Genomic DNA, 12905 nt, shown 5'->3' with positions numbered 1-12905 from the left:
CGGGTGCGCTCCACGGGCCGCCTGCGCGGGCCGGGGCGAGACTCGGGGCCATGGATGTTCGCCGTCCCCCCGCCCCGCGGCCGGCCGTCGCGGCGGCCCTGATGCTGAGCGCCGCGCTGCTCCTCGCCGGCTGCTCCGGGCCGTCGTCCCCGCGTGACCCGCGTGCCGCGACGAGCCAGGCCGCCGTGCCCCGGGCGAAGGCGGCCGCCGACGATCTGCAGGACGGCTATCTCCAGGTGATCCGGGACGTCCTGCCGTCGGTCGTGCAGATCCAGGCCGCCCATGACCTCGGGTCCGGGGTGGTCTACGACGACCAGGGGCACATCGTCACCAACGCGCATGTCGTCGGGAACGAGAAGACGTTCCGGGTGACGACCGCGGGCAGCGAGCGCGAGCTCACGGCGCGGCTCGTGGCGTCGTATCCGCCGCAGGACCTCGCCGTCGTCCGGCTGGACGACCCGCCGGACGGGCTGCGCCCGGCCGCGTTCGGGGACTCCTCGAAGGTGCGGGTCGGGCAGATCGTACTGGCGATGGGGTCGCCGCTCGGGCTGTCGTCCAGCGTGACCCAGGGCATCGTCTCGGCGACCGGACGGACCGTCACCGAGGGTGGTGACGACGGCGGGACGGGCGCGACGATCGCCAACATGGTGCAGACGTCGGCGGCCATCAACCCGGGCAACAGCGGCGGCGCCCTGGTGGACCTGGACAGCCGGGTCGTCGGCATCCCGACGCTCGCCGCCGTCGACCCGAACGCGGGCGGCGGCGCGGCGCCGGGCATCGGGTTCGCGATCCCGGCGTCGACGGTGCGGAAGATCGCCGATCAGATCATCGAGAACGGCCGGGTCACCGACTCGGGACGGGCGGCGCTCGGCATCACGGGGCGGACGCTCGTGGACGGGGATCTGGACCCGGTGGGGGTGGTCGTCGTCGAGGTGCAGTCGGGCGGCGCCGCCGACAAGGCCGGGCTCAGACGGGGCGATGTCATCACCCGGCTGGGTGACACGGACATCACCACCATCGCGTCGCTGTCGGAGGCGCTGGCCGCCGACGAGCCGGGGGAACGGACATCGGTGACGTTCCTGCGCGACGGGGACGAGGAGAAGGCGGACGTGACGCTGGGCGAGCAGTGACGGGGGCGGGGGCACACGGCCCCCGCCCCGGTCGCGTCACGCCTCGGCGTCCGCTTCGGCTTCGGCTTCGGCTTCGGCGTGCAGGCTCATCGGCCCGTAGATCTCGGTGGCGTCCTCGAACAGGCGGACCTGGTCCGCGCCGCCCTCCAGGAGCTCCTTCCAGTGCTCCCCGATCCAGGACTCGGCGTCCCCCTGGGTGGTGAACTCCTCGGGCTGCACCGCGGGCTGGACCTCCGCCCCGTCGGCCTTCTCGAACCGCCACGTCCATGCCGCCATCTACGCCTCCAAGGTGTCAGCACGTGCAAAGGGAGAGCCGGAACGAGGTCCGGCTCCTGCGCTGAGCCTAGTCGGCTGCGCGGGACCTGCGCGGACAGGTGAAAATCGGGGCGTGGAACTCACTCTTCTCGGCACCGGCGCCCCCGCGGGACTCCCCCGCCCCGACTGCCCGTGCGCGGCGTGCGCGCGCGCCCGCGGCGACGGCGCGCGCGCCGCCACCGCGCTCCTCGTGGACGGGGCGCTGATGCTCGATCTGACGCCGGGCGCGGCGTTCGCCGCGGCACGGGCCGGGCGGTCGCTGGGGTCCGTACGGCAGGTGCTGCTGACCCATCCGCACAACGGGCCCGCCGTGGAGGTGCCGGCGGGCGTCCCGCAGCCGGGCCGGGTGCCGGACGGGCGGGAGCTGGCGCTGCTGACGGGGCATCGGGTGCGGGCGGTGGCCATGGACGCGCCCGGCACCGGGTACGAGGTCACCGGGCCGGACGGCAAACGCCTGCTGTATCTGCCGCCGGGGGGCGCGCCGGCCGGTCTGGAGGAGGGGTCGGTGGGGCGGTACGACCTGGTGGCCGCCGATGTCGTGGGGCGGCCGGACGCCCTGGCGAAGCTGCGGGCGGTGGGGGCCGTCGGTCCGGGCACGGACGTCCTCGCCGTCCATCTGGACCACGACGTCCCGCCGGGTGACGAGCTGCGCCGGCGGCTCGCGGCGGCGGGTGCGCGGGCGGTGCCGGACGGGACGACGCTGGTGGTGGGGGCGTACGACGACGGGGCGGAGCTGCCCGACGTGCCGCGGCGGACGCTGGTGCTGGGCGGCGCGCGGTCCGGGAAGTCGGTGGAGGCGGAGCGGCGCCTGGAGTCCTTCCCGGACGTGCTGTACGTGGCGACCGGCGGTACGCGGGGCGGGGACACCGAGTGGGCGGAGCGGGTCGCCGCGCACCGGGAGCGGCGGCCGGGGTCGTGGCGGACGACCGAGACCTGCGATCTGGTGCCGCTGCTTGCGGAGGAGGGGGCGCCGCTGCTGGTGGACTGTCTGTCGCTGTGGCTGACGGACGCGATGGACGCGGTGGGGGCGTGGGACGACGCGGTGTGGGCGGACGGTGGGGAGAAGGCCCTGCGGGAGCGCGTGCGCTTGCTTGTCGAGGCGGTGCGGGGGGCGCGGCGGACCGTTGTGGCCGTGTCCAACGAGGTGGGGTCCGGGATTGTGCCGGCCACGGCGTCCGGGCGGCGGTATCGGGATGAACTGGGGCGGTTGAACGCGGCGGTGGCGGGTGAGTGTGAGGAGGTCGTCCTGGTGGTGGCGGGACAGGCGGTGGTGCTGCGCGGCTGAGGGGGTGCCTGGTTCTGTTGGGTGCCGGGTGCGGGTCGTACGTGGCTGGTCGCGCAGTTCCCCGCGCCCCTTCAGGGCGTCTTCAGCTCAGGTCTGGTGTTTGCGGGCGATGATTCTGTAGGCGTTTGTACGGGGGGTGTGGCGGAGGAGCGGGGCCAGGAGGTGGTCCAGGGTCCAGGCCAGGGCCACCAGGGGGGCGCCCAGGCGGTCCAGGGGGGACGGGAGCAGGCGGGAGAGGATCAGGGACGTCGTGGCCGCCAGGTCGTAGGGGAGGTGGGCGGCGCGGTGGTCCGTCGTCACCACCGTGCAGCCGTGGGACTCCAGTGCCTCGCGGAGCGCGTCGGCCGGCAGCAGGTGCAGATGGCCGGGGCGGCTGTGCGGGACCCAGGCCGGGCCGAGGAGCGCGGCGAACAGGCAGCGGGAGTTGGGGAGTTCCAGGATCAGGTGGCCGCCGGGGCGCAGTACGGCGAGGGCGGCGCGGAGTTCGGCGAGCGGGTCGGGGGCATGTTCCAGGTGCCGGAACATGCTGACGACGTCGTAGCGGGCGCGGAGCCGGTCCGTGATCCGGGGGTCCGTCAGATGCCCGACGTGGGCCTCCTCCACGCGTTCGGCGACGCGTGCCTGGAGGACCCGGTGGCTGGGGTCCAAGCCGTCGAACGCCGTGTAGGGGAAGACCTCCTTGGCGGTCTCGGGGAAGCGGCCGTATCCGGTGCCGACGTCGAGCCAGCTCTCCGGCTCGGGGAAGCCGAGCGCCGCACGGGCGGCGGCCCGTAGATGGCGCGGGCCGCGCCGGGTGAGCCCGAGGTGGCGGGGGACGAAGGTGTGCTCCCGGCACGCGGCGAGCGTGAACGCGCAGGCGGTCTCCGGGCGTTCGGCGGGTGCGGTCGCGGTCATGAGGGGCTCCCGGGCGTGGGGCGTACGGCGAGGGCGTACGGCGGAGACGGTGCGAGCATGCCCCGACAATCCACTGCAAAACGGAACGTATGGGATGCCGATGGTGGGTGCAACGACGTCACCCGGTCGTGGTGGGCGCGCGGCGCCGGCGCTGGAGGCGACAGGGCGCCGTTCTGTTCGAGCGGTGGCGGTACTGTTCGGCGAATGAGCTCGCTTCAACTCGACGACTTCAGTGATCTGATCGAGCGCCCCGACGCGGGGGTGCGCCGCGACGCCGAGGCGCGCCGGGAGCGCCAGGCCGTGCCGGCCGGGGCGCTGGGCCGCCTCGACGAGCTCGGCGAATGGCTGGCCGCCGCCCAGGCGGCGGTTCCGGTGCGGCCGGTCGAACGGCCCAAGGCCGTGCTGTTCGCCGGGGACCACGGGGTCGCCGGGCTCGGCGTGTCGGCGCGACCGGCGGGCACCGCCGCGGAGCTGGTGCGGGAGATCCTGGAGGGCGCCCGGCCGGTGTCCGTGCTGGCGCGGCGGCTCGGCGTCCCCGTCCGGGTGGTCGACATGGCGCTGGACTGCGACCCGGACTCGCTCCCGGAGGACGTCGTACGGCACCGGGTGCGGCGCGGCAGCGGCCGTATCGACATCGAGGACGCGCTGACGGCCGAGGAGGCCGAGGCGGCGTTCCGGGCGGGGATGGCGGTCGCCGACGAGGAGGCCGACTCCGGTACGGATCTGGTCGTGCTGGGCGACGTGAGCGTCGGCGGCACCACGGCGGCCGGGGTGCTGGTCGCCGCCCTGTGCGGGACGGACGCCTCGGTGGTCACCGGCCGGGGCGGGGTCGCCATCGACGACCTGGCGTGGATGCGCAAGTGCGCCGCGATCCGGGACGCCCTGCGCCGGGCGCGCCCGGTGCTCGGCGACCAACTGCAACTGCTGGCGACGGTCGGCGGGGCGGATCTCGCCGCGATCACCGGGTTCCTGCTGCAGAGCGCGGTGCGCAAGCTGCCGGTCCTGCTGGACGGCGTCGTGGTCGCCGCGTGCGCGCTGGTGGCGCAGCGGGTCGCGTTCCGGGCGCCGGACTGGTGGCTGGCCGCGCATGTCAGCGGGGAGCCGGGCCAGGCGAAGGCGCTGGACCGGATGGCCCTGGAGCCGCTGCTCGACCACGGCGTCCGGGTCGGCGAGGGCGCCGGCGGGCTGCTGGCACTGCCCCTCGTGCAGGCCGCCGCCGCCCTGGCGGCGGAGCTGCCGGAGACCCCGGCGAAGACGGAGGAGCCGCAGGAGGCCGCCGCCGAGTAGGGCGGCCCCGAGACGGCTGAGCAGGAAGCGGGGCGAACCGGGACATAGGATCACGGTTCGTGGGAGCTGACAGGCTCGGTCGCGCGGCCCGTGCCGAGTGGGGCCCGCTCTGCCGGGCCGTGCGGGCCGGATGGGCGCGGCGGCGCCGGCGGGGTGTGTCCCTGACGCTCGCCGCCGTCGGTCTCACCGCGCTCGTCCAGGTGGTCCAGAACCAGCCCTGGGGCGAGCCGGTCGTCCGGGACCTCGGGGACGTACGGGCCGAGGACCCGCTGTGGCAGGCACTCGCGCGCACTCCGCTGTCGCCGTTCGTGCCCGCGGCCGATCTCCCGGTGTGGGGTGCGCTCGCGCAGATCCTGGTCGTCTTCGGGATCGCCGAGCTGTGCCTGGGGCGGTGGCGGACGGTGGCCGTCGCCTACGCCGCGACGCTCGCCGGGACCCTGTACGCGCGCCTGGGTGTCGCGCTCGGGCCCGACCATCCGCTGGGGCTGCCCGCCTCGGACGCCCGGGTCGTGGACACCGGCCCGTCGGCCGCCGTGGTGGGGCTGGCGGTCTTCGTCGGCTGGCGGCACGGGGCGTATCTGACGGCGGGCGCGGTGGCGGCGGCGATGGTCGTCGAGGTCGTGCTGAAGGACAACCTCGCCGGGCGGGAGCATGTGGTGGCCGTCGTGGCGGCGGCGGTGCTGTGCGCGGTGGCGGCGGTGCGTCAGCGGCGTTCCAGGGCGCGGGCGGGCTCGATGTCGGGGGCGCCGCCGAGCCAGTCCTGAAACTTGCGGCTGGGGACGAGCCAGCGCCGGTCGTGGTGGTAGGAGCGCAGCAGGGACTTGGCGCGGGCGCGCGGCCGGCGGCGGTAGAAGCGTTTCGCCCAGGGGGACGTGGGCCGGGCGAGGCGGATGGCGCCGAACAGGGCGACGAACGGGATCACCACCCCGAAGAGGGCCATCTTGGCCTTGCCCTTGAACAGGGCGAGCAGGGCGATCAGGAAGTTCCCGCCGATGGTGCCGAGGACCGTCCCCCGGCTCTGCAGCTCGTCGTCGTCGAGGCCGTCGACCCCGAACGGCGCGAAGCCGAGCAGCAGCAGGCCGACGAGGGCGACGGTGAGCACGACCACTTCGACGCTCTTGCGGCCCTCCTCGCTCCAGTACACGTCGTCCAGGTGCAGGATCAGTGCGAACTCGTCCATGACCAGGCCCGCGCCCATCCCGAAGATCACGGCGGCGAGGGCCGAGCCGAAGCCGCGCTGCCCGCCCGCGACCGCGCAGAAGCCGCCGATCACCGTCAGGATGATCCCCGGAACGACGTGGTGGATGTGGACGGAGCCGGTGCTGATGTTCCGGAAAGGGCCCTTGCCCGCCCGGATGAGGCGAGTGATCAGCCGGGTGACGAGGAACGTCACCACGAACGCGGTCAGGGCCAGGAGCAGGGGAAGTTTCCCCGGTTCGACGATGTTGGTCTGCCACCAGTCACCCATGTTCCCAGTGTGGTCGGGACGGGGGTGGCCTGCCCGGCGGGACGGACGTCCGGGCTAGTCTGCGGGCGTGTCCATGACCCCGCCGCCCCTGCACGGCCTCCGTTTCGCCTTCGGCACACTGAGCGTGCTCCCGGTGCGGGTGGAGCGCTGGGACCGGGACGCGGCGCGCGGCGGGATGCTGTGCGCCCCGCTCGTCGGGGTGGTGCTGGGCTGCGGCGCGGCCGCAGTCGCCCTGGTGCTGCTGTTCCTGGGCGCCGGTCCCCTCCTCGCGGCGGTCGCGGCGGCCGCCGTCCCGGCCGTCCTCACCCGGGGGCTGCATCTGGACGGGCTCGCCGACACCGCGGACGGGCTCGGCAGCGCCAAGCCCGCCGAGGACGCGCTGCGGATCATGAAGCAGTCGGACGTCGGGCCGTTCGGTGTGATCACGCTGCTGTTCGTCCTGCTCGCGCAGGTCGCCGCGCTGGCGCGGCTGTACGACGACTCGTGGGCCCGGGGGGCTCTGGCCACCGTCGTCGCGGCCGTGGCCGCCCGGCTCACGCTCACCCTCGCCGCCCGCACGGGTGTACCGCCCGCCCGCCCGGAGGGGCTGGGGGCGGCGGTCGCGGGGGTCGTCCCGGTGCGGGCCGCCACCGGCGCCGTACTGGCCGTGACCGCCGTGGCCGTCGCTGCCGGGGCCCTGCTCGGTGCGGACGGTGCCGTACGTACCGCGGTCGCGGTCCTCGCCGGGCTGGGCTGCGCCGAGTTGCTGCTGCGGCACTGCGTCCGGCGCTTCGGCGGGGTCACCGGGGACGTCTTCGGCGGGCTCGCGGAGACGGCGGCCACCACCGCGCTGGTCGTGCTGTCGCTGGGCTGAGCCCGCGGGGACCCGCCGCCCGTCACCGGGTCCCCGCGGGCGGACCGCTACGGCAGCCTCAGCGCCACCGCCGTCTGGAGCAGCTCCGGTGTCGTCCACGCCGAGCGCAGCCCCGCGTACGGGGTGCCGAACACGGCGGTGCCGAGCAGGAGTTGCTTACGGGTGCCCTCCGGCACGGTCACCGGGATCTGCACACCGGAGGGCGCGCTGACGGTGACCTTGGAACCAAGCCGGTACGCGGTGACCCGGTTCTGGGAGAGGGCGCTCTGCCAGGCGTCGCGGCGCTTGAACTCGGTGCCGATGGCGCTCTGGCGGAGGTTCTCCAGCGGGGTGTTGTCCGCGAACAGGGCGCCGTGGTCGGCGAGCACCTTGTCCAGGACCGGGTAGAGGATCCGGTCCTCGGCCAGGTTGGACTGGTGGACGTAGTGCGGACGCGGGTCGTTGGAGATGGCGTGCCCGAGCGCGGCGCGGGCCTCCTGCGGCACGATGTGCTGGGCGTAGCCGGTGGCGACGTCCAGCGGCTCGTCGAGGCAGGTGGAGGCGGGGTTGGACTCGCAGATGCCGCTGCCGCCGTCGGCCTGCGAGGTGTAGATCCAGTTGTACTCGTCGGCCATCTCCTCCGCCGTACCCGTGTTGTAGTACACGTTCATCGGGTAGCGGGGGACGGTGAGGGCGGAGCCGACCGGGCGCTGGGCGGACTCGCGGGAGTTGTCCGAGGCGATCCACTTGACCCCGTTGTCGGCGAGGGCGCCGGCCAGGTTGGGGTTGTCGACGGGCTGCTGCGGCAGGTTCTTCAGGCCCGAGTGCTCGCCGGTGACCAGCTCGGTGCGGTCGAGCGGGAGGCCCTTGGTCACGCCCCAGGTGTGGTTGTCCCGGATCTGGGCGGAGATCTCGGACCGGCTCATGTACCGGATCGAGCCGTCGGCGTTCTTCGCGCAGCTCCACGGCACGGTCGAGGTGTCCTGGACGCAGCCGAGGAAGGGGTGCGTGTAGGTGTGGTTGATCCAGCGGTACTGGTTGCGGTCGGCGAGCAGCCGCGTGGCGAGGGCGTCGGTGCCGCCGTGCTCGGCCTTCCACTCCTCGCCCGAGCCCGCGTTGTAGACCATGTCGAGGCGGAAGCCGCTCTCGCGCTGCCACTGGGCGGCCCGGACCGCGTCCTGCTCGGTCATCCGGATCGGCGGGGCCTCCTCGCCGCCGCCCCCGACGCAGTCGATGTCGCCGGGGGTGCAGTTGCGCTCGGTGTCCCAGCGGGCGTCGGGCGCGAAGACGTCGTCGACGTGCACCGCGAGGTAGTTGCGGGCCTGGCCGAGGTGGACGCCCTGGGTCAGCCACTCCACGATGCCGCGCGCCAGCAGGCGGAACTGCTGCTGGTACTGGTTGTAGGCGAAGGTGACGACGAGCTGGCGGCGCCCGTCGGCGGCGTACTCGCCGACCAGGCTGCCCCGCCCCGGGCCCCCCGGCACCGGGACGTCGACATAGCTGGTGAAGCCGGCCCGGGGCCGGGCGGCGTAGCCGTAACTCTCCGAGATCGACGGGTCGTTGTCCTCGAAGGTGAAGGCGCCGTCGAGATAGCCGAAGGCGCCGGCGCGGCCCTGGGCGGTGACGGCGGCCTCGTGTCCGTCGAGGCTGCCCGCCCAGCCGCCCTCGGTGGTGTAGTCGAGGCCGACGCCCGGGTGGGCCCAGGTGTAGGCGTCCACCTGCGGGATGCCGAAGGTGCGCTCGAAGTCCTCCAGCGCGGTCTGCTCGGCCGAGCCCGCGCCGAAGGGCGCCTCGTGGGGCAGTACGACGCCCTGGTACTTGGCGCGCGGGGTGCCGCCGACGGTGTCGCTGAGGAACGCCGTGGTGACGGCGGGGCGGTTCGTGTCGTTCAGGTCGACGGTGGTGTACGGGATGCCGGTGCTCTTCAGCTGTGCGGTGATGGCCTGGACCGCGCTGCCGCCGTCGTCCACCACCAGCACCTTGAGGTCGACGCGCGGTTCGGCCGCGGCCGAGGCACCGGGCACGCCCACGCCCAGCGCCAGCAGACCGGCGGCCGCCGAGACGGCGGCCGTTTCTCTCCAACGATGCGCTCTCTGCGCCATGGTTGTCCTTCCCCCCAGAGGATCCCCGGGCACGCCGCGTGTGGGAGGCGCGGAGGATCCGTGGAAATCATGCGAAACGGCGAGCGGATCACTCGCCGGAAACCCCACGAGTGTGACTCAGCTCACCGGTGACGGGGATCGGGAAGCGACGCGACGCCACGGAAGGGTGAACGACCGCAGGAATGAGCGAACGCTCACGCGAGCGTAGGCTCAGCCGCAGTGTTCGTGCCGTACCGGGGAAGGCCCCGCTGACACCCGCACCGCCAGGTCGGAACTAGGGTCGGCCCTCGGGCCCGGCCGACCCACACTTTTCGGCCATCGCAACTTCACATCGGAAGCGAGAATTCACCACCGTGACTGCTCTCACTCTCAGCACCGCCGCGGCGCCCGGCCTGCGCGCCGACGCGCTCGTGATCGGTGTCGCCAAGAGCTCCGGCTCCAAGGGCGCGGGCCTGGTCGTCGCCCCCGGCGCCGAGGCCGTGGACCAGGCGTACGACGGCAAGCTGGCCGGCGTCCTGGAGACCCTCGGGGCCTCCGGCTCCGAGGGCGAGGTGACGAAGCTCCCCGCCCCCGCCGGCTTCAAGGCCCCGCTCGTCGTGGCGGTCGGCCTGGGCGCCGAGCCCGACGGCGAGGACGCGGACGCCGGCTTCGACGGCGAGACCCTGCGCAAGGCGGCCGGTGTGGCCGCGCGCGCCCTCGCCGGTTCCAAGAAGGCCGCGTTCGCGCTGCCGCTGGCCGACGCCGGCGACCTCGGCGCGATCGCCGAGGGCGTCCTGCTGGGCGCCTACTCCTTCGACGCCTACAAGGACAACGGCGGGCAGCGCAGGAACGGCAAGGCGCCCCTCGCCGAGGCCGCGCTGCTCGGCGCCAAGCCCCGCGACAAGGCGCACAAGGCCGCCCTCGAGCGCGCCACCGCCGTGTCCGAGGAGCTCAACCGCGCCCGCGACCTCATCAACACCCCGCCGAACGACCTGAACCCCGAGTCGTTCGCCGCGATCGCCACGGCGGCCGCCAAGGAGCACGGCATCAAGGTGCAGGTGCTCGACGAGAAGGCGCTCGCCAAGGGCGGCTACGGCGGCATCCTGGGCGTCGGCGCCGGTTCCGCCGCCGGTCCGCGCCTGGTGAAGCTGACGTACACGCACTCGCGCAACGCCAAGCACCTCGCGCTCGTCGGCAAGGGCATCACCTACGACTCGGGCGGCATCTCGCTGAAGCCGGCCGGTCACAACGAGACGATGAAGTGCGACATGAGCGGTGCCGCCGCCGTGTTCGCCGCCGTCGTCGCCGCCGCGCGGCTCGGCCTGGAGGTCAACGTCACCGGCTGGCTGGCGCTGGCCGAGAACATGCCCTCCGGCTCCGCCACCCGTCCCGGTGACGTGCTGCGCATGTTCAGCGGCAAGACCGTCGAGGTGCTCAACACCGACGCCGAGGGCCGGCTGGTGCTGGCCGACGCGCTGTGGGCGGCCTCCCAGGAGAAGCCGGACGCCATCGTCGACGTGGCGACGCTGACCGGTGCGATGGTGCTGGCGCTCGGCAACCGCACCTTCGGTGTGATGGCCAACGACGACGCGTTCCGCGCGGCGGTCGTGGAGGCCGCGGAGGAGGTCGGCGAGGCGTCCTGGCCGATGCCGCTGCCGGAGCACCTGCGCAAGGGCATGGACTCGCCGACCGCCGACATCGCCAACATGGGCGAGCGGATGGGCGGCGGCCTGGTCGCGGGCCTCTTCCTGCGCGAGTTCGTGGGCGAGGGCATCACCTGGGCGCACCTGGACATCGCGGGCCCGGCGTTCAACGAGAGCGGCCCGTTCGGGTACACCCCCAAGGGCGGTACGGGCTCCGCGGTGCGGACGCTGGTGCGGCTGGCCGAGCTGACGGCCGCCGGCGACCTGGGCTGACACCGGATACGGCCGACGGGGCCTCGCACGCGGGTAGGGCGAGGCCCCGGCGCCGTCCGGTCCCGGCCCGGCGAAGGGCCACGAGTGGGACGTCTCACACACCAGCCCGGCGTCTCGTTCGGTGTGGACAAGTGCGAAGATGGGGCTCGGCAGGACAGGGCCCCACCAAGGGCCGAAAGAACGAGCGGCCGGACACCAGCCGCCGACCGGTCACTGGAGACCGGCGTGGCGCACATGCATGGAGGACGTGACGTGGCGAACGACGCCAGCACCGTTTTCGACCTAGTGATCCTCGGCGGTGGTAGTGGCGGTTACGCCGCGGCCCTGCGCGGAGCGCAGCTGGGCCTGGACGTCGCCCTGATCGAGAAGGACAAGGTCGGCGGCACCTGCCTGCACCGGGGATGCATCCCCACCAAGGCCCTGCTGCACGCGGGCGAGATCGCCGACCAGGCCCGCGAGAGCGCGCAGTTCGGCGTGAAGGCGACCTTCGAGGGCATCGACATCGCCGGGGTCCACAAGTACAAGGACGGCGTGATCTCCGGCCTGTACAAGGGCCTCCAGGGTCTCGTGGCCTCCCGCAAGGTGACGTACATCGAGGGTGAGGGCCGGCTGTCCTCCCCGACCTCCGTCGACGTCGACGGCCGGCGTGTCCAGGGCCGCCACGTCCTGCTCGCGACCGGCTCCGTGCCGAAGTCGCTGCCGGGCCTGGAGATCGACGGCGACCGGATCATCTCCTCGGACCACGCCCTCGTCCTGGACCGCGTGCCCAAGTCCGCGATCATCCTGGGCGGCGGCGTCATCGGCGTCGAGTTCGCCTCGGCGTGGAAGTCGTTCGGCGCCGACGTCACCGTCATCGAGGGCCTCAAGCACCTCGTCCCGGTCGAGGACGAGAACAGCTCCAAGCTCCTGGAGCGCGCCTTCCGCAAGCGCGGCATCAAGTTCAACCTGGGCACCTTCTTCCAGAAGGCCGAGTACACCCAGGACGGCGTCAAGGTCACCCTCGCCGACGGCAAGGAGTTCGAGGCCGAGGTGCTGCTGGTGGCCGTCGGCCGCGGCCCGGTCTCGCAGGGCCTCGGCTACGAGGAGCAGGGCGTCGCGATGGACCGCGGCTACGTCCTCGTCGACGAGTACATGCGCACCAACGTGCCGACCATCTCGGCCGTCGGCGACCTGGTCCCGACCCTCCAGCTCGCGCACGTCGGCTTCGCCGAGGGCATCCTGGTGGCCGAGCGGCTGGCCGGTCTGAAGACCGTCCCGATCGACTACGACGGTGTCCCCCGCGTGACCTACTGCCACCCGGAGGTCGCGTCCGTCGGCATCACCGAGGCCAAGGCCAAGGAGATCTACGGCGCGGACAAGGTCGTCGCGCTGAAGTACAACCTCGCGGGCAACGGCAAGAGCAAGATCCTGAACACCGCGGGCGAGATCAAGCTCGTCCAGGTCAAGGACGGTGCCGTGGTCGGCGTCCACATGGTCGGCGACCGGATGGGCGAGCAGGTCGGCGAGGCCCAGCTCATCTACAACTGGGAGGCGCTGCCGGCCGAGGTCGCCCAGCTCATCCACGCCCACCCGACGCAGAACGAGGCGCTCGGCGAGGCGCACCTGGCCCTGGCGGGCAAGCCGCTGCACGCGCACGACTGACCCTCGGCCGACGAAGCGACTCCGCGTCCCCGCGACGCCCACAGACTTCCGCAATT

At 73.5% G+C, this 12905-nt stretch carries 11 protein-coding genes; 7 read left to right on the top strand and 4 right to left on the bottom strand.

Going from position 1 to position 12905, the window contains the following annotated elements; translation table 11 throughout:
- Positions 1-50 precede the first annotated feature (50 nt).
- On the top strand, positions 51-1130 hold the full coding sequence (locus tag KBY32_RS25010; RefSeq protein ID WP_210981731.1) for a S1C family serine protease: 1080 nt from the start codon (positions 51-53) through the stop codon (positions 1128-1130).
- Positions 1131-1166: 36 nt separating this feature from the next.
- On the opposite strand, the gene KBY32_RS25005 is transcribed toward KBY32_RS25010, so the two are convergent.
- Positions 1167-1406: a hypothetical protein gene (locus KBY32_RS25005; protein WP_210981730.1), complete on the bottom strand. Its 240-nt coding sequence runs from the start codon at positions 1404-1406 to the stop codon at positions 1167-1169.
- Between the two features lie 112 nt (positions 1407-1518).
- On the opposite strand from KBY32_RS25005, the gene KBY32_RS25000 reads away from it, so the two are divergent.
- Positions 1519-2730: a bifunctional adenosylcobinamide kinase/adenosylcobinamide-phosphate guanylyltransferase gene (locus KBY32_RS25000; protein WP_210981729.1), complete on the top strand. Its 1212-nt coding sequence runs from the start codon at positions 1519-1521 to the stop codon at positions 2728-2730.
- Positions 2731-2817: 87 nt separating this feature from the next.
- On the opposite strand, the gene KBY32_RS24995 is transcribed toward KBY32_RS25000, so the two are convergent.
- Positions 2818-3624 carry a class I SAM-dependent methyltransferase gene (locus KBY32_RS24995; protein ID WP_210981728.1) on the bottom strand — a complete coding sequence of 269 codons (807 nt, stop codon included), beginning with the start codon at positions 3622-3624 and terminating at the stop codon, positions 2818-2820.
- 204 nt (positions 3625-3828) lie between these two features.
- On the opposite strand from KBY32_RS24995, the gene cobT reads away from it, so the two are divergent.
- Both cobT and KBY32_RS24985 read left to right on the top strand, forming a co-directional pair.
- A complete protein-coding gene (gene cobT, locus KBY32_RS24990; protein ID WP_210981727.1) occupies positions 3829-4911 on the top strand; it encodes a nicotinate-nucleotide--dimethylbenzimidazole phosphoribosyltransferase in 1083 nt (360 codons plus the stop codon).
- Positions 4912-4970: 59 nt separating this feature from the next.
- The gene (locus tag KBY32_RS24985; RefSeq protein WP_210981726.1) at positions 4971-5675 is read left to right on the top strand and encodes a hypothetical protein; all 705 of its coding nucleotides are present in this window, start codon (positions 4971-4973) and stop codon (positions 5673-5675) included.
- Here the strand turns inward: KBY32_RS24985 and KBY32_RS24980 are convergent.
- Positions 5615-6379, bottom strand: a complete 765-nt coding sequence (locus tag KBY32_RS24980; protein ID WP_210981725.1) for a hypothetical protein — start codon at positions 6377-6379, stop codon at positions 5615-5617. The genes KBY32_RS24985 and KBY32_RS24980 overlap by 61 nt on opposite strands.
- Positions 6380-6452: 73 nt before the next feature.
- Between KBY32_RS24980 and KBY32_RS24975 the strand changes: the two genes are divergently transcribed.
- Entirely contained in the window at positions 6453-7232 is a 780-nt protein-coding gene (locus KBY32_RS24975) for an adenosylcobinamide-GDP ribazoletransferase (RefSeq protein WP_210981802.1), read from the top strand.
- A 47-nt stretch (positions 7233-7279) separates the two neighbouring features.
- Here KBY32_RS24975 and KBY32_RS24970 read toward each other — a convergent pair whose 3' ends face one another.
- Positions 7280-9313: a hypothetical protein gene (locus tag KBY32_RS24970; protein ID WP_210981724.1), complete on the bottom strand. Its 2034-nt coding sequence runs from the start codon at positions 9311-9313 to the stop codon at positions 7280-7282.
- A gap of 353 nt (positions 9314-9666) precedes the next feature.
- Here KBY32_RS24970 and KBY32_RS24965 point away from each other — a divergent pair, with 353 nt between their 5' ends.
- Together KBY32_RS24965 and lpdA are read left to right on the top strand one after the other, a co-directional pair.
- Entirely contained in the window at positions 9667-11208 is a 1542-nt protein-coding gene (locus tag KBY32_RS24965; protein ID WP_210981723.1) for a leucyl aminopeptidase, read from the top strand.
- 252 nt (positions 11209-11460) lie between these two features.
- Positions 11461-12849: a dihydrolipoyl dehydrogenase gene (lpdA, locus tag KBY32_RS24960; RefSeq protein WP_055624490.1), complete on the top strand. Its 1389-nt coding sequence runs from the start codon at positions 11461-11463 to the stop codon at positions 12847-12849.
- The last annotated feature ends 56 nt before the right edge of the window (positions 12850-12905 follow it).

It is taken from the genome of Streptomyces sp. RK62 (assembly GCF_018070255.1).
Lineage (GTDB): Bacteria > Actinomycetota > Actinomycetes > Streptomycetales > Streptomycetaceae > Streptomyces > Streptomyces nigra.
The sequence above is the reverse complement of the archived record's forward strand: the minus strand, read 5'-3'. Positions and strand labels throughout refer to the sequence as shown.